Origin of the sequence: Mycobacterium sp. SP-6446, assembly GCF_001954045.1 — a bacterium.
Lineage (GTDB): Bacteria > Actinomycetota > Actinomycetes > Mycobacteriales > Mycobacteriaceae > Mycobacterium.
This window is the reverse complement of record NZ_MBEM01000142.1, coordinates 1-15,461: the sequence shown is the minus strand read 5'-3', so window position 1 is coordinate 15,461 and position 15,461 is coordinate 1. Positions and strand designations below refer to the sequence as shown.

The 15,461-nt window shown below is 63.6% G+C and carries 16 protein-coding genes, 1 tRNA gene and 1 pseudogene; 10 read left to right on the top strand and 8 right to left on the bottom strand.

Annotated features, from left to right (window positions below; genetic code table 11):
* The 3 genes from A5736_RS13460 to A5736_RS13450 all read left to right on the top strand — a co-directional run.
* Positions 1 to 686, top strand: a 686-nt coding sequence (locus A5736_RS13460; RefSeq protein WP_076246735.1) for a glycoside hydrolase family 6 protein, incomplete at its 5' end; no start/stop codon positions are given.
* 100 nt (positions 687 to 786) lie between these two features.
* Positions 787 to 1,089 (top strand): excalibur domain-containing protein, encoded by a 303-nt coding sequence (locus tag A5736_RS26805; protein WP_233147947.1) that lies wholly within the window; start codon positions 787 to 789, stop codon positions 1,087 to 1,089.
* A 44-nt stretch (positions 1,090 to 1,133) separates the two neighbouring features.
* Positions 1,134 to 1,622, top strand: a complete 489-nt coding sequence (locus A5736_RS13450) for a glutathione peroxidase (RefSeq protein ID WP_076246732.1) — start codon at positions 1,134 to 1,136, stop codon at positions 1,620 to 1,622.
* 9 nt (positions 1,623 to 1,631) lie between these two features.
* Here A5736_RS13450 and A5736_RS26575 read toward each other — a convergent pair whose 3' ends face one another.
* A complete protein-coding gene (locus A5736_RS26575; protein WP_076246731.1) occupies positions 1,632 to 2,096 on the bottom strand; it encodes a DUF732 domain-containing protein in 465 nt (154 codons plus the stop codon).
* On the opposite strand from A5736_RS26575, the gene A5736_RS13440 reads away from it, so the two are divergent.
* Positions 2,095 to 3,552: a hypothetical protein gene (locus A5736_RS13440; protein WP_076246729.1), complete on the top strand. Its 1,458-nt coding sequence runs from the start codon at positions 2,095 to 2,097 to the stop codon at positions 3,550 to 3,552. The two genes, A5736_RS26575 and A5736_RS13440, sit on opposite strands and share 2 nt — an antisense overlap.
* Before the next feature lie 18 nt (positions 3,553 to 3,570).
* Here A5736_RS13440 and A5736_RS13435 read toward each other — a convergent pair whose 3' ends face one another.
* Complete coding sequence (locus tag A5736_RS13435; protein ID WP_076246728.1) at positions 3,571 to 4,131, bottom strand: TetR/AcrR family transcriptional regulator; 561 nt, start codon at positions 4,129 to 4,131, stop codon at positions 3,571 to 3,573.
* 109 nt (positions 4,132 to 4,240) lie between these two features.
* On the opposite strand from A5736_RS13435, the gene A5736_RS13430 reads away from it, so the two are divergent.
* The 3 genes from A5736_RS13430 to A5736_RS13420 are packed head-to-tail and all read left to right on the top strand — an operon-like array spanning position 4,241 to position 6,220.
* A complete protein-coding gene (locus A5736_RS13430; RefSeq protein ID WP_076246726.1) occupies positions 4,241 to 5,086 on the top strand; it encodes an oxidoreductase in 846 nt (281 codons plus the stop codon).
* A gap of 36 nt (positions 5,087 to 5,122) precedes the next feature.
* On the top strand, positions 5,123 to 5,551 hold the full coding sequence (locus A5736_RS13425; protein WP_076122398.1) for a nitroreductase family deazaflavin-dependent oxidoreductase: 429 nt from the start codon (positions 5,123 to 5,125) through the stop codon (positions 5,549 to 5,551).
* A gap of 33 nt (positions 5,552 to 5,584) precedes the next feature.
* Positions 5,585 to 6,220 (top strand): TIGR03085 family metal-binding protein, encoded by a 636-nt coding sequence (locus tag A5736_RS13420; protein WP_076246725.1) that lies wholly within the window; start codon positions 5,585 to 5,587, stop codon positions 6,218 to 6,220.
* A 551-nt stretch (positions 6,221 to 6,771) separates the two neighbouring features.
* Here A5736_RS13420 and A5736_RS13415 read toward each other — a convergent pair.
* Positions 6,772 to 7,338 carry a dihydrofolate reductase family protein gene (locus A5736_RS13415; protein WP_076246723.1) on the bottom strand — a complete coding sequence of 189 codons (567 nt, stop codon included), beginning with the start codon at positions 7,336 to 7,338 and terminating at the stop codon, positions 6,772 to 6,774.
* Positions 7,339 to 7,531: 193 nt separating this feature from the next.
* Here A5736_RS13415 and A5736_RS13410 point away from each other — a divergent pair, with 193 nt between their 5' ends.
* Entirely contained in the window at positions 7,532 to 9,709 is a 2,178-nt protein-coding gene (locus A5736_RS13410) for a glutamine synthetase III (protein WP_076246721.1), read from the top strand.
* Between the two features lie 55 nt (positions 9,710 to 9,764).
* Here A5736_RS13410 and A5736_RS13405 read toward each other — a convergent pair whose 3' ends face one another.
* The 4 genes and pseudogenes from A5736_RS13405 to A5736_RS26355 all read right to left on the bottom strand — a co-directional run bounded on the left by A5736_RS13405 (position 9,765) and on the right by A5736_RS26355 (position 12,635).
* A complete protein-coding gene (locus A5736_RS13405) occupies positions 9,765 to 10,823 on the bottom strand; it encodes a cytochrome P450 (protein ID WP_139333301.1) in 1,059 nt (352 codons plus the stop codon).
* Positions 10,824 to 11,128: 305 nt separating this feature from the next.
* The gene (gene cax / locus A5736_RS13400) at positions 11,129 to 12,331 is read right to left on the bottom strand and encodes a calcium/proton exchanger (protein ID WP_254848357.1); all 1,203 of its coding nucleotides are present in this window, start codon (positions 12,329 to 12,331) and stop codon (positions 11,129 to 11,131) included.
* Between the two features lie 9 nt (positions 12,332 to 12,340).
* Positions 12,341 to 12,459: pseudogene (locus A5736_RS25980) on the bottom strand (IS481 family transposase); the annotation flags it as partial.
* A gap of 111 nt (positions 12,460 to 12,570) precedes the next feature.
* A tRNA-Ile gene (locus A5736_RS26355) sits at positions 12,571 to 12,635 on the bottom strand.
* Positions 12,636 to 12,959: 324 nt separating this feature from the next.
* On the opposite strand from A5736_RS26355, the gene A5736_RS25660 reads away from it, so the two are divergent.
* Positions 12,960 to 13,334, top strand: coding sequence for a sulfatase-like hydrolase/transferase (locus A5736_RS25660; RefSeq protein WP_254848358.1), 375 nt, complete (start codon positions 12,960 to 12,962; stop codon positions 13,332 to 13,334).
* Positions 13,291 to 14,322: a sulfatase-like hydrolase/transferase gene (locus A5736_RS13395; protein WP_175611263.1), complete on the top strand. Its 1,032-nt coding sequence runs from the start codon at positions 13,291 to 13,293 to the stop codon at positions 14,320 to 14,322. The genes A5736_RS25660 and A5736_RS13395 overlap by 44 nt, the downstream gene beginning before the upstream one ends.
* A 56-nt stretch (positions 14,323 to 14,378) precedes the next feature.
* Here A5736_RS13395 and A5736_RS13390 read toward each other — a convergent pair whose 3' ends face one another.
* Complete coding sequence (locus A5736_RS13390) at positions 14,379 to 15,137, bottom strand: alpha/beta fold hydrolase (protein ID WP_076246718.1); 759 nt, start codon at positions 15,135 to 15,137, stop codon at positions 14,379 to 14,381.
* Positions 15,138 to 15,461: the final 324 nt, after the last annotated feature.

Below are 15,461 nucleotides of genomic sequence, written 5' to 3'. Positions count from 1 at the left end.
CCGGCGCGATACCGGTGCTGGCGATCTATGGAATCCCGCACCGCGACTGTGGCAGCTTCGCCGCGGGTGGCATGGCGTCGGCCGACGACTACCGCGGGTGGATCGACGGCATCGCGTCCGGCGTGGGCGGTACGCGCACGGCGATCATCCTCGAACCCGATGCACTCGCGATGGCCGACTGCCTGTCGGCCGACCAGCGCCAAGAACGCTACGACTTGATTCGCTACGCCGTCGACACGCTAACCCGCAGTCCGGCGACCGCCGTGTATGTCGACGGCGGTCACCTGCGCTGGCATAGTGCCGAAGACATGGCCGCCAGGCTCAACAAGGTCGATGTCGCCCGGGCGCGGGGTTTCAGCCTCAACACCGCGAACTTCTACACCACCGCGGACGAAATCGGTTACGGGGAAGCGATTTCGGGGCTCACGAATGGTTCGCACTACGTGATCGACACGTCGCGCAACGGCGCCGGCCCAGCGCCCGACTCCGGGCTCAACTGGTGCAACCCCAGCGGCCGAGGACTGGGCACTCCGCCTACCACCGCCACCGCGGGCGCGCACGCCGACGCCTACTTGTGGATCAAACGCCCCGGCGAATCGGACGGAACGTGCGACAAGGGCGATCCGCCGGCCGGCACCTTCGTCAGTCAGTACGCCATCGATATGGCCCACAACGCGGGCCAGTAGCAGAGGCTTCGCGCCTAATTTGACCGTCCGCGATCGTGAGTATTTGCCTTTGGATGGAAACCCCAACAGACGGCCACTGTTGAGGTTACGATCCGCCACCATGGGTAGATTGACAGCAGTGACAATTGGATTCGCCGTGGCGCTCACGCTCGCCCCCGCAGCCGCCGCCGATCCTGTCGATGCGTCGTTTGAGCGGTCGCTGGGCCCCGCAGCGCCCATACCGAAAAAACCAAGCCCATCATGCGACCCGAATTACTCGGGCGCCTGCGTCCCTATCGCTAGTGATGTCGACTGTGCGGGCGGTAGCGGTAACGGCCCGGCCTATGTCAAGGGTCCCGTAACCGTCATTGGAAAGGACATCTACGGGCTTGACCGAGACGGCAATGGAATTGGGTGCGAATAGGCGCCACCTGCTCGCACGACGCGCGCGGTGTTAGCGTCGTCGGCGTGACCCTCAAAGACATCGCCCTGACCACTCTCGACGGCAAGCCGGCCACGCTAGCCGAATTGTCCGGCGGCGCAACGCTAATCGTGAACGTAGCCTCCAAATGCGGACTCACTCCGCAGTACACGGCATTGGAGAAGCTGGCCAAAGATTATGGCGACCGCGGCTTGACGGTTGTCGGGGTGCCGTGCAACCAGTTCATGGGCCAGGAACCCGGCACGGCCGAGGAGATCCAGGAGTTTTGCTCGGCCACCTACGGGGTGACGTTCCCGTTGCTGGAGAAGACGGACGTCAACGGCGATGACCGCCACCCGCTCTACGCCGAGCTGACCAAGGCCGTCGATTCCGATGGCAACGCCGGCGACATTCAGTGGAACTTCGAGAAATTTCTGGTCGCGCCTGACGGTGAGGTGGTCAATCGGTTTCGGCCGCGGACCGAGCCAGACGCACCCGAGGTCATCAGCGCCATCGAGGCCGTGCTGCCCCGATAGACGGCGTGGCTAGGGCGTTAGGGTGCTGCGAGGGACGCTGCTCGGAGCACTGGTAGGCACATCGCTCGGCGCACTGCTAGCCGCACTCACGGGGGCACTGCTGGGCGCACTCACGGGGGCACTGCTGGGCGCACTGCTGGGCACACTGCTCGGGGCACTGACCGGGGCATCAGTGGTCGAGATCGCGCCGGGGCAGTACGCGTTGGCGGCGATCGCCGCGAACTTGGTGGCTTTGTCGGGGTTCAGCGCGGCGTTCTTGGTTGCGAGCGTCTTGACGACAGACGACACGTCCGTGCCCCCGTTTACCTTGTCGCACACCCATTTGCCCGCCCCTACCGCCGCATCCGGGTCGGAATAGGTGATGCCGGCGGCTTTGAGCGAGGCGATGAATGCGTCGTCGGTGCTATCGGCGTGCGCGGGCATGGCCATGCCGATGATGGCGGCAAAGCTCGTCAGGGTCAGCAGTAGTTTCATGGCTCCACTGATCGTCGCAGATGGGAGGTCGGACCGCATCTCGTGTGCCTATCCCGTCAGTCTCCGCGAGCTGCTCAACGCCGTACAACAGGCGCCCACCGATGTGCCGTCGTATTATCCGCGCATGGTGCAAGACGCCAGGCCGCCCGGCGAGCAGCGCGATTTCTTCCTGCAGGCCGGCGGGTCGGCGCCCGAGGGACGAAACAGCGCGGCAGCGTACTCGGCGCCCGCGAGTTCGGGGTGGGGAGCTCTGGGGCGCAGGCGACGCCGGATCGTGGTCGACACGGCAGCGGTGGCCGCGTTCGCCGTCATGCTCGGCGTCCTCGTCTACAACATCGGTGCCGTCGACCAGAAGACCTCCGCGCCCGCGACCAGCACCCCTGCCCCAGCGGCAGCCGCCGCCGCTGCGGGTCCCGTACTCGACGGCGCCTATCGCGTGGACTACGACCTTGCAAAGCAGACGCAGAACGGTGCGCACACCCAGCCCAGTTGGGCCTTTCTTTCATCGACTTGGTGGGGCTTTCGTTCAACGTGCACACCCAACGGATGCGTAGCCACGGGGACCCAGGCAGACGACAACAACCATCAAGGCGCGCGCACGCCGGCATCTCCTCACGTTCTCCACTTCGTCGACGGTCGCTGGCAAGCCGCGCCTGTTCAGGGCCAAATCCAGCAACCGCGGTGCCTCGGAGCAGACGGAAAAGTCGTCGCCGGTGCAGAAACCGAAACGTTTACGTGGTCATTGGATCCACAGGCCGACGGCACGCTCCGAGGCATTGCGACCGAAACCGTTCTCACCAACGAATGCGCCGATCAAGGAGCGGTGGTCCAGACCCCCTTTGCGTTGACACGGACCGGCGATGTCCCCCCGGGCGCCGCTATGGCCGACCCAGCAACAGTCACCGGGACCCCGGCGGCCAGCACCCCTGCACCAGCCGCTGCGGGTCCGGCGCTCGACGGCGCCTATCGCGTGGACTACGACTGGGCAAAGCAAACGGCCAACGACCACCCAACAACCGGCGATCCCACCACCGCCCAGACCACTAATTGGTGGGCGTTTCGTTCGTTGTGCACAGCCACGGGATGCGTGGCCACAGGATCCCGCCTGGCCGACACCAACCACAACGAGGCCACAGGTGGTGCGCACGTTCTCCACTTCGCCGACGGTCACTGGCAGGACACGCCCTATCTCCATCCACCAGTGCAGTGCCGCGGAACAAGCGGCACAGCTGCCGACACCTCGACACTGAGTTGGTCATTGGAGCCACAGCCCGACGGCACGCTGCGAGGCGTAGCGATCGAAACCGTCCTCACCAATGAATGCGGCAACAAGGGAACGGTGTACCGAACCCCCGTCGTCGCGACCCGGACAGGCGATGTGCCGCCCAGCGTCACCGTGGCCGATCCAACGATGTTTGAGGCCCCGCCTTCACCGGCCTCTAACGGCCCTCACTAAATCTGTGCCCTCTCGACATCACCGGATGTGGTGCGCGATCAGCTGGTCGAGCATCTGCACGGTCCGGTCCAAGGGATCGGTCGATCGCGCGGCCAGGCAGAGGATGACTGCGCCCTCGACGGCAGCCACCACGGTGGTGGCCAAAGATTCCGCCTCGTCGTTCTCGGCTCCCTCGGCCCTCAGGCGTCCGGCAATCATCGTCTGCCACTCGGCAAATACCTCACCGGCGGCATCGGCGGCCGAGGGCGACTCCGTGCGTCCGAGCGCGGCAGCAACGATCGGGCATCCGGCGGTGTAGTCGCTGGAGCGCAACGTCTCCTTCCACGACTCGACGAAGGCGGCCAACGATTCGCGTCGGTCGCCGACCTGCCCTGTGCCTGTCAGCGTCGAATCGATGAGGCGGCCCGCAGTCCGGGTCGCCTCGGTTATGAGTTCCGACTTCCCGCCCGGGAAGTTCAGGTAGACCGACCGGCGCGCCGTGCCGCTGTGTTCGAGCAGTGCAGCCAGGCCGGTACCGGCGACCCCGTTACGGCGCAGCAGTTCGATGGCGCTGCCGATCAGACGCTCGCGCGCGGTCATCCTCGCACCCTTCCAGGGCCCTCGGGTAAGCCCGTCGGTTGCAGTATACCGATTGGTCTACTAACGTCAGGTAGACCAATCGGTATAACACATGGAGAGGTCGCCCCCGATGACATCCACACCGCCCGTCGCGCTGATCACCGGAGTGTCCTCAGGTATCGGCGCCGCCATTGCAAAGAAACTGGTGAAAGCGGGATTCCGCGTGTTCGGCACCTCGCGGGCGCCGCAGCGCCTCGCTGCGATCCCCGGCGTCGAGACCTTGGCGCTCGACGTTACCGACGAGACAGCAGTCCACGCGGCGGTGTCGGAGGTCATTGACCGAGCCGGACACATCGACGTCCTAGTCAACAACGCTGGGTTGGGAATCGTGGGCGCCGCCGAGGAGAGTTCGATCGCGCAAGCCCGTTCGTTGTTCGAGACCAACTTCTTCGGCGTCATCCGCCTCACCAACGAGGTGCTCCCGCACATGCGCCGTCGCGGCAGCGGGCGCATCATCAACATCAGCTCCGTGCTCGGCTACCTTCCCGCGCCGTACGCGGCCCTGTACTCGGCGTCGAAGCATGCCCTGGAGGGCTACACCGAATCGTTGGACCACGAACTTCGCGAGTACGGCGTGCGCGCGCTGCTGGTCGAACCCGGTTACACCCGAACTGCTTTCGAGGCGAACATGTGGGACGCCGACACACCGCAGGCCACCTACGCCGATAATCGCGCGACCGCCCGCGCGATGGTCGCCGAGAAAATTCGCAGCGCCGAGTTGCCCGACGTTGTCGCCGATGCCACGTACGCCGCGGCCACCGACAAGCGAGTCAAACTGCGCTACCCCGCGGGCCGCCAGGCGCGACAACTGACTCTGCTGAAGCGCGTCGCGCCAGCTGCCCTGCTGGACAACGGCATCCGCAAGCAAAGCGGCCTGAGCAAGCCGCGATCGACACCGGTACTGGCTGACGGTTGATGCGTTGCTCAACACATCCGAAATACGGAGATTGCCATGACGGATACGAATGGCGCCAAGACGCTACGAAAGTTCCGCAGGGAACGGGCTATCGGACGCTATTTTCTCAACCCAATAGTGAAAGGGTTGAGCAAGCTGGGAGTGCGAACCGCGCTTGCCACCGAGCTGGAGACGATCGGGCGCAAGACTGGCCAGGTGCGCCGCGTTCCCGTGTCCGCTCAATTCGATGACAAAGGCGCGTGGGTCATTAGTCAGCATGGCACCCGCTCCGGGTGGGGCCGCAACATTGCTGACAATCCGAATATCCGTGTGCGACAAGGAGATCATTGGCGCACAGGCGTCGCGACGCTGAGGCCCGACGATGACGTCGTCGCGCGTGGCCGCAAGTTCGGACGACTAGGAGCCACGGTGGTAAAGGCTCTGGAAACCACACCGGTGTCGGTGCGGATCGACTTCACCGATTGATGGGGCTGGTAGTGCGACCGTTATCGTGTGGGCATGTCGGTAGTCCAACGCGAACGGGTCGCCATGGTCCAAACCCTGCGCGCGGTGGGACCGGACTCCCCGACCCTGTGCGAGGGCTGGACGACCCGCGACCTGGTCGCGCACCTGGTGGTGCGCGAACGCCGTCCCGACGCGTTGCCCGGCCTCGTGTTCGGGCCCTTGGCGTCATACACCGCGCGCATGCAGACCCGACTGGCGACGACGAGGACGTGGGAGGATCTGGTCGAACTGTTCGCTTCGGGTCCTCCGGCGCTTTCCGTGTTCAAGGTTCTCGACCCGGTGGCGAGCATCCACGAGATGTTCGTCCACCATGAGGACGTCCGGCGTGCGCAGAATGGCTGGGAGCCAAGGGAATTCGATGCGCGCACCAGCGCGTCGGTGAAGCGGCGCGTCGCGATGATCAGCCGGGCCGGAATGTCGAAGTCAATGAACGCGGTGCGCGTGCGGCTGACGCTGCGCACCCCCGACGGTCAGAAAGTGGTGGCCGTCGGCAGCGGTTCGCCGGTCACGGTGACGGGCGAACCGCTGGAGCTGCTGCTGTTCGCGTTCGGCCGCAACGCCGTCCGCGCCGACTTCGGCGGGGATGACGATAGCGTTGCCGCAGTGCGAGCCGCCAAGCGCGGTTTCTAGACATCTGTGTCAAGGTGCCTGCGTGAGTTGGATCCTACGGCCGTATTGGTACCCCGCCGGGGCACCGCAGGCCGGCACGGTCAGGGTTATTTGGTCTGTGCCCGCGAGGGTGTTCGGATCCCACACCATCCGGGCGGAACTCGCATTGGGAACCACTGTGCCGTCGGGACAGTGGATGTCACCCGCCGCCTCTGGACTTGTCCATTGCCCGTTAACCAATCGCGCCTGACCAACAGGGATTCCATTGCTAACTAACGAGGCGCATCCGTCACCGCACGGAGTGAAATTCCAATCGTTGGTTACCGGCCGACCATCGTTATACGTCTCAGTCATGACGTAGTGGCCGCTCATCGTCGTGTCTGCAGACGCGCTGCTAGCTGTACAGACCGCTGAACCGGCGAGCATGACGGCTGCGGTGATCCCCCGTGTGATCGTCATGATCCTGTTCCTCCCTGACGATCGATCGTTGCGGGCAACTCTCCCCGACGATCTGGACGCTGTTGCGGACGCTTTCGATTCTGCCCCCCATGCTCTGGGCTGTGTATGTCCGATCAGTCGCGTTTCGCCTCGTAGCGCAGCAGGACCGTGCCACCCGGGAAGGTGCGGTTCTCCAACAGTCGCAGCGAGATCCATGACGGCAGGCTCGGAAAGAACGGGGTGCCGCCGCCCACGGCGGTGGGCGCGACCACGATTCGGTATTCGTCCACCAGTCCGGCCTGCACGATCGGTGCGGCCAGCGTCGCCCCGGCCACCTCCAGCCTGCCGTCGGTTTCGGCTTTCAGCTTCGTCACCACCTCGACCGGGTCGCCGCGTTCCAGGCGGGAGTTCCAGTCGACGGACTGCAGGGTGTGCGAGAACACGACCTTGGGCATGTCGCGCCAGATGCGGGCGAAGTCAACAATCAGAGGGGTCGCGTCCGGGGCCTGGTCGGCCGTCGGCCAGTACGCGGACATCAGTTCGTAGAGCCGCCGGCCGTAGAACGACAGGGCGGTCTCCCGCTCGAAGTCGTTCCAGTACTGGTGCAGTTCTTCGCTCGGATCGGCCCAGTCGATGTTGCCTTGAGCGTCGGCGATGTACCCGTCCACCGACACGTTGAAGCCATAGATGAGTTTGCCCATGCAGGTCAGACTGCACCGGAGGGCACAACTCATCGCGACGCCCAGGTGCGGAAAGTTCGCGATCAAGGTTCTAAACCGTTCGGGTTTTACCATTGACGTCGCCGTAACAGATTTGTCATCGAACCTTCCTAGGGTGAGGCGGTCCATCGTCCGAACCGGAAAATCGCGGACCCCCTCAGCGATAGGAACTCAATTGAGCGGAAACCCAGTCCGCCTGCAGGCGATCAACAACGTCGAGGCCTATATCCCTCCGGCCGTCAGCTTTGTCGCTGGTGAAGCCCCCGGCGAGGTCTTCGGCTGCAACGTCTTTACGAAGGCCGAGATGCAGGCACGGCTGCCGAAGTCGGTATACAAGTCCGTCGCGGCGACCATCGAGAAAGGCGCCAAGCTCGACCCCGCCGTCGCCGACGCGGTCGCGGTAGCCATGAAAGATTGGGCGCTGGAGAAAGGCGCCACCCACTACGCCCACGTCTTCTACCCGATGACCGGCCTGACCGCCGAGAAGCACGACAGTTTCCTGGAGCCCGTTTCCGACGGGCAGACGCTCGCCGAGTTCGCAGGCAAGACCCTCATCCAGGGTGAGCCCGATGCGTCCAGCTTCCCCTCCGGTGGCCTGCGAAGCACCTTCGAGGCACGAGGATATACCGGCTGGGACGTCACCAGCCCCGCCTACGTCCTGGAGAACCCGAACGGCAACACACTCTGCATCCCAACGGTTTTCGTCTCGATGACCGGTGAGGCACTGGACTACAAGACGCCGCTCCTGCGCAGCCAGCAGGCCATGGGTGTGCATGCCGAGCGCATCTTGAAACTGTTCGGCCACAAGGACCTAAACAAAATCGTATCGTTCTGCGGCCCCGAGCAGGAGTACTTCTTAATCGATCGGCACTTCTTCCTCGCGCGGCCCGACCTGATCAACGCCGGTCGCACGGTGTTCGGCGCCAAGCCGCCCAAAGGCCAGGAGTTCGACGACCACTACTTCGGCGCGGTGCCCGAGCGTGTCCTGGGCTTCATGATGGACACCGAGCGCGAGCTGTTCAAGCTCGGTATTCCCGCCAAGACTCGGCACAACGAGGTGGCCCCCGGCCAATTCGAGGTGGCCCCGATGTTCGAACGGGCCAACATCGCTTCCGACCATCAGCAGTTGCTGATGACGATTTTCAAGACGCTGGCCAAAAAGCACGGCATGGAGTGCCTGTTCCACGAGAAGCCGTTTGCCGGGGTGAACGGATCGGGCAAGCACGTCAACTTTTCGGTCGGCAACTCTGAACTGGGCTCGCTGCTGGTGCCCGGCGACACCCCGCACGAGAATGCACAATTCCTGGTGTTCTGCGCCGCGGTGATCCGTGCCGTGCACAAGTTCGCCGGGCTGCTGCGGGTATCGGTCGCGTCAGCCACCAACGACCATAGGCTGGGCGCCAACGAGGCTCCGCCGGCGATCATCTCGATCTTCCTCGGCGAACAGCTCGCCGATGTGTTCGAGCAGATAGCCAAAGGCGCGGCGACGTCATCAAAGGGCAAGGGCACCATGATCATTGGTGTCGATACGCTGCCTCCGCTGCCGACCGACGCGGGCGACCGCAATCGCACGAGTCCGTTCGCCTTCACGGGCAACCGATTCGAGTTCCGGGCGCCCGGCTCCGGGCAGACGGTAGCCGTGCCGATGATCGTGCTCAACACGATCATGGCCGACTCGTTCGATTACCTCGCGACCGTCCTCGAGCGGGCTGTGGAAAACGGCGAAGACTTCGACGTGGCAGTGCAAAAGCTGCTCACCGAGGTCATCACCGAACACGGCGCGGTGGTGTTCAACGGGGACGGGTACTCCGAGAACTGGCAGATCGAGGCGGCCGAGCGCGGACTGCCTAACCTCAAGACCACGCTGGACGCGATTCCGGAGCTGATCAAGCCGGCAGCGATCGAAGTCTTCGAGAAATATGGCGTCTTCACCGAGCGCGAGCTGCAGAGCCGGTACGAGGTGCGCCTGGAGCAGTACGCGCTAACCATCGCAGTCGAGGCGAAGCTGGCGCTGGAGATCGGAACGACAATCATCCTGCCGGCGGCGATTCGCTATCAAACGGAGCTCGCGCAGAACGTCGCGACTTTGAAGGCCGCCGGGGTGAATCCCAGCACGGCTGCGCTGGAAGCGGTTTCGGCTCCGCTTGCCGAGCTTTCCGCGGCGTTGGCGACGCTGAGGACGGCGCTATCCGACCACTCGGCGGTGTCGGCCCTCGACGAGGCCAAGCACGCCCAGGAGCAGCTGCTGCCGGCGATGCAAGCGGTGCGCACCGCCGCCGACACACTGGAAAGCGTTGTGGCCGATGATTTGTGGCCGCTGCCCACGTACCAAGAGATGCTCTACATCCTCTAAGCCGTTAACACGTCGTAGTAGAGCGCGAACTCGCCGGGGGTAGGTCCGTCCCTAGTCACCGCTCTGGTCGCCACGTGAGCGGCACGTGAGCAGGGAACCAACCCTCGAAAATTGCGCCCCGCGAAGGATCGTAGGGTTTGGGGTACCACGCTTTGGGGACATCGCCGCCGTTCCAGTCGAACGAGAAAAATGGGACTCTGGCAAGCCATACTTCAAAGAACGCGCCCAGCAGATCCCGGGCCAGGTGCGACGCCGGACACCGGTGCGGTCCTCCCCCAAAACTCCAATTCCGTTGCGGGCCATCCAGTTTAATGCTGTGACCTGACATCTCGTCGGTCTCATCACGGTGAACAAGTCCGACGCACAACTCGACAGGGGACCCGGCTGGGATCGTCGTTCCGCCGATTGTCACGCTGCGACTCGTGATTCGTGAAACAGTCTTCGCCCCGCCATCCAACCGCAGCAGTTCCTCGATGAATCTGCGTTGCCGGCCTGGATTTTCGCGTAGCTCCCGCTGAAGCATCGGCATCCGCGCCAGCACCGCCAGGCCGGCCTTAATCGCGAACGACGCGAAAATCAAACCGCGGCCCACCGACGCCATCAGTCCCAACACTTCTTTGTCGCTGAGCGGTTCGGTGGCGAGGCGGCTGATCACATCAGGGCCACCCTGCGGCGCTTGACGGGTCTCCCGCACCAGCTGGGTGTCGATCGCTTCGAGAGCGACATCAGTCGGCAGACCGCAGACCGTAACGAATGCTGCGCGCCAAACAACCTCAGCGACAGCCGCACCATCGCAACGGTCTCGTGTCGTCGCTAGGGCGCCGACGCAATTTTCAATGATTCCACGCACGGGCTTCAGCATTTCCCGCGAATTTTCCGGATTGAACAACAGCTCGACCATGATTTTCCGGTACGGGCCGAACGGCGGATTGCCTTCCATCAGTTCGCCTTGGCGGCTGGCGAAGACTTCGCCGTCACGTACGGCGGCGAGGACGTCGTCGCGCCGCCATAACACGTACGTGCCGTCAGGCTCCCGCAGGACTCTTTGACCGGCCCGCTCCGCGGCGGCCAGCCACTGCCGAAAACCCGCTGCTGCGTCCTCGTCCGACCGCATGACTTCCAGCGCAGCGTCAGCGGCCTCGCCGCCAGACCCAATCACCGCGCACCACCGACTTTCACGATCGGCGGTCGCTGCGAACCACGGATTAGCGGCGCCACCTGGAACTTCGATGCCGCGAGTCTATCCTCAGGATCGGCCACAGGCGCCGCCAGCTACACGGAAGACGACGAGCGGAGCCCACCGCTGTCAGGCCGCTGCCACATGGCCGCAGTCCGGTGGATTTCGACCGTGCTGACGGAGGGCAAGCCTTGAGCGCGAATTCGCCAGGCGCGACGACGGATCTCAGACGGTTGAGGTACTCACCCCCACCAGAACGACGTGGCGATCGCCACGTAGAGCGCGATGAGCACCGTCCCCTCGAACCAGGTCGACTCGCCGTCGAAGGTCACCAGCACCGCAACGAGCGCCGACATGATCATCGACGCCAGCAACAGCGGTGAGAACACCAGATCGAAACCAGGCTGGCCGAGCCATGCCGCCGCCAGGCAGACGATCGGGGCGATGGTGAGCGCGATCTGGACGGGCGACTGGAGGATCACCTGGACCGCGTAGTCCATCTGGTTCTTGGCCGCCAGCTGAATGCCGACGAAATTCTCCACCGCGTTGCCGGCGATCGCCACGATCACCAGACCGGCGAACACCTCGTTAATGCCCGCTGCATGCATCGCCGGCTCTAGGGCGGCGACGAACCATTCCGACACGAAGGCCGCACCGATCCCAGCGACGGCCAGCATGCCGATAGCCATCGCCAGCGGCCACTCCCCGTGTGCTGCCGCCATACTGGCGGCTTTGGCCGAATCGGGGCTGGCCACAATGGGAGACGACGCTCTGGACGTTTCATGACGAACTTGCCCCACCGGGGCGACAGCACGCTTTCCGAGCGTGGCCGGCAGCGAGAGTGCGAACAGCGCAAGCATGACGATGGAGACGACGACCGACACCGCCCGCTCGTGCGGTTGCGCCGGGGTGTGTGTTGCAGCGGTGAGCGAGGGGACAGCGAGGATGAATACCGCGAGGGTGAACATCAATCCGAGGGTGCGTCCGTCGTCGGCGGCGAAGCGCTGGCGGCCGTGTTTGATACCGCCGACCACGAAGGACAGCCCGAGCACCAGCAGGCCGTTGGAGAGAATCGAGCCGACGATGGTGGCCTTAACCACCCCATAAAGACCTGCTTTGAGTGCGAACAGTATGACGAACAATTCGGGCAGGTTCCCCAACGCCGTCTGCAGAATCCCAGTCGCGTTGGGCCCGAGCCGGTCTCCGAGCGCCTCCACCGAACGGCCGACCAAAGATGCCAGCGTGGCCAACGCAAGTGCGGACACGATGAACGCCAGCACTGCATTCACGTGGGCGAAGTGCAGAACTCCGGTCGCCACGGCCGCGATAACCGTGATGGTGATCATGATGCGGTCGCGCCGGGTCAGCAGCGGGTGCCGTTCAGTATGGGTGGTTGTCACGCGCCTCTCCTGCTCTGATCGCGCCGAAGTTTTCCAGAATCGCACGGTTCACACCAACCAGGCATGCAGCGTCTGACGCGACACACTCACCTCCTCGGCGACCTGCGAAATCGCTAACCCATCACCGCCAGCAAGGCCCGGTCCCTCTGCTCGGCCACGGTTAACTCCCTCATCGAAGGAGTGTCAAGGATCAGCCGCAGTATCTGTCAACCATCAGCCGGAACACTGTCGGACATCACCCGAAGGCAAGATGTCAGGCATCAACTGAGGTCATACAGCTGACGTGGGGCGGGCGGGGCTCGAACCCGCGACCAACGGATTATGAGTCCCTTTTCGATGCCGCGACGAGGTGCGCAAACGACTTAGCTAGGCGCAGCGAATCGCATGCAAGACAGCATTTCTGAGCGTTGCCAGTACGGTTCCGGTACGCCTTCGGTACGGCTACAAATTGCCCTCGGTCGCCGGTATCTCGCCGGTACGAGCGAGTTAGCTAACAGCGGCGCGGGCACGCCGACTCGACGATCTCGGAGCTTGGTGTACCGACGCGCTCCAACGCCTATATCAACAAAAGCACGTCGAATGCTGCTTAGCCTTGATTCGAGCGGCCACCGCTATCGTTGCCGCCACGCACCACCAAGTGGTGACCGCAATCCCGGAGGGAAGAGGGCCGCTGATGACGCCAGGGACTAAACCCAACGTTGTTTTTATCCTTGTGGACAACTGTGGTTGGGGTGATTTCAGTTGTTATGGCGGAACTGTTCCCACGCCGCGGATCGATTCCCTGGCTGCTGACGGGATGCGTTTGAACAACTACACCGTCGAGGCGCAGTGCACTCCGACGCGGTCGGCGATTCTGACCGGCCGACTGCCGCTGCGCTCGGGCACCATGAAGGTGCCTTTTCCCGGCGAGGGTGATGCTGGTCTTGCGCCGTGGGAGTACACGTTGGCCGAGTTGTTCTCCGACGCGGGTTATGCCACCGCCGCGTTCGGCAAGTGGCATCTGGGTGAAACACCCGGGCCGGTTGCCGACGGATCAAGGCTTCGATGAGTGGTTCGGGATCAAAAATTCCTCCGATGAAGCGGGCTACTCGACCTACAAGCGATTCGGCGAACTCGGCTACCCCGAGCCGCAATGGTGGGAGGGCGTCAGAGGCAAGCCGGTGACGCCTGCCGGTGTCTTCGATCGGCAGGCCAAGGATCTGGGTGATGAGAAGATCGCCTCGCGGACAGTGGATTTCATCCAACGTAAGGCCAAGGCGCAGAAGCCGTTCTTTGCGTATGTGGCGCTGTTTCAGATCCATCCACCCATGGGCGTGCATCCCGATTTCAAGGGCACATCCGGCGGAGGGCTGTATGCGGATTGCTTGGCCGAGATCGACTATCGCGTCGGCCAGATCCTGGACGCGATCAACTCCGCGGGTATAAGTGAGGACACCATCGTCGTCTTCAGCAGTGACAACGCCACCAGTCCCCTCAAGGGCTCGGCTGATGGAGGGTCTAATGGGCCGTGGCGGGGCGATTTCTTCAACCCGCCGTGGGAAGGAAGCCACCGCGTGTCGGCGCTTGTTAGCTGGCCTGGCCATATCCCCGCCGGTCGGCAGAGCCAGGAACTGTTATCCGCGGTGGACTGGCTGCCGACACTGGCCGGGTTAGCCGGCGAGTCGGCGCGTGTGCCCACCGACCGCCCTATTGATGGTGTCAACGCCGCCGACCATCTATTGGGCAAACAGGACATTTCGGGTCGGGATGCGGTCCTGTATTTCGGTCTTGATGGTCAGCTGATGTCAGTGAAGTGGAAGAACTTCAAGGTCGTGTTCCGTAAATCCGAGGCGATCGGAGAACCCGTCACAGACGTCCAGCTGCCCATGGTGTTCAACCTGATCGGCGATCCGGGGGAACGCTTCAACCTCTGGGAAGTGTCGATGGACATGGGCTGGGTGATGCGCCCGGTACTGCAACAAATCGCGCAATTTCAGCAGAGTGTCGCCCAATACCCCAACATCCCCACAGGCGCAGACTTCAAGGGCTACCCGTAAAGCGGCACACCCTAGTCGGTCGCCGGGCCGGTTGAGGAGGCTTGCGCCGGGCTCCCTTACGCGTACAACCGGCAGCGCTCAACAAGGATCTCTGCCAGCCGTTCAGGTTCGCTCACCATCAGCATGTGGCAGGTGTCGATCTCGATGAGGCTCTGCACTCCGCCAAGCGCGGCGATGCACTCATGTTGAATCTTCATCGAGACGGCGCGATCGCGCCGAGTGAGTATCCACGTTCGTGGCACCTCGTCGGGCATACCACTGCGGTCAACGTTTTCTATCATCATGGAGGGTGATTCCTGACAAGACCGAGCCAGCGTGAACTTGCGCTGTTCGGGAGTCATTCCGTTGCAGAATACAAACCCCGCCAACGCAGTAGGCAAACCTCCCGCCCGAACCGAACGGCCTTTCTGCACATAACGTTTCGCGGTGCGACGTGCGTACCAGCTCTGCGCCCCGGGAAGCGTGTCCACCAGGGCGCTGCCGTTGGTTGGTACTTGCGCGGTGGCCAAGATCATCTCCCGCACCCGCGCTGAGCCGAGCTTGGTGACAACACCGGGGACGATCACGCCCGCCAGCGAATGGCCGACGATCACGAGGTCGTCGAGCGCAGCATTCTCGATGTCCGACAGCACCGAGTCGACCCACCCGTCGATACAAGCGGTGATCAGGTCACCGGGCTTCCCTCGCCGCCCCGGCAGATCAACGGCCAGCACCCTTAGCCTCGGCTCCATGCCTTGGATCACGTCGACGGTGGGTTCCCAACAATCAGCGGCGAACCCGCCTCCGTGCATAAGAACCAATGCAGGCAGTGCCATCGGGCCTCCTTCAGCGCCGAGCCCTGAGCAGCATCGTAAAGCTCGGCGATGCCAGCCCGCGCCAAGTTCGCCAAGGCTGCCCGCGCGAAGGGCAACACCAAAGTCGGTCGCCGCGCCAAAAGCACGGCCGCACCGAAACGCAAGGCCAAGCGCAGTTAGCTAGCGCCGCACCCACCGCGCCACGCGCCGGTACGACGCCGGTAAATCGCACTCTGCCTAGCCGATCTAAATGTCGCAAATACGGTCTGACCAGGTGAAATACGGTGGGGCTGTTCAGTGTCGGTTGATGGTTGACGTTTCTGTGTCGGTTGATCCTTGACACTC

What these genes read in the sequence shown, in the direction of transcription:
- A5736_RS26805 (WP_233147947.1), top strand. Translation starts at nt 787, where the DNA reads ATGGGTAGATTGACAGCAGTGACAATTGGATTCGCCGTGGCGCTCACG.
- A5736_RS13440 (WP_076246729.1), top strand. Translation starts at nt 2,095, where the DNA reads ATGGCTCCACTGATCGTCGCAGATGGGAGGTCGGACCGCATCTCGTGT.
- A5736_RS26575 (WP_076246731.1), bottom strand. Translation starts at nt 2,096, where the DNA reads ATGAAACTACTGCTGACCCTGACGAGCTTTGCCGCCATCATCGGCATG.
- A5736_RS13435 (WP_076246728.1), bottom strand. Translation starts at nt 4,131, where the DNA reads ATGACCGCGCGCGAGCGTCTGATCGGCAGCGCCATCGAACTGCTGCGC.
- A5736_RS13430 (WP_076246726.1), top strand. Translation starts at nt 4,241, where the DNA reads ATGACATCCACACCGCCCGTCGCGCTGATCACCGGAGTGTCCTCAGGT.
- A5736_RS13425 (WP_076122398.1), top strand. Translation starts at nt 5,123, where the DNA reads ATGACGGATACGAATGGCGCCAAGACGCTACGAAAGTTCCGCAGGGAA.
- A5736_RS13420 (WP_076246725.1), top strand. Translation starts at nt 5,585, where the DNA reads ATGTCGGTAGTCCAACGCGAACGGGTCGCCATGGTCCAAACCCTGCGC.
- A5736_RS13415 (WP_076246723.1), bottom strand. Translation starts at nt 7,338, where the DNA reads ATGGGCAAACTCATCTATGGCTTCAACGTGTCGGTGGACGGGTACATC.
- A5736_RS13405 (WP_139333301.1), bottom strand. Translation starts at nt 10,823, where the DNA reads ATGCGGTCGGACGAGGACGCAGCAGCGGGTTTTCGGCAGTGGCTGGCC.
- A5736_RS25660 (WP_254848358.1), top strand. Translation starts at nt 12,960, where the DNA reads ATGACGCCAGGGACTAAACCCAACGTTGTTTTTATCCTTGTGGACAAC.
- A5736_RS13390 (WP_076246718.1), bottom strand. Translation starts at nt 15,137, where the DNA reads ATGGCACTGCCTGCATTGGTTCTTATGCACGGAGGCGGGTTCGCCGCT.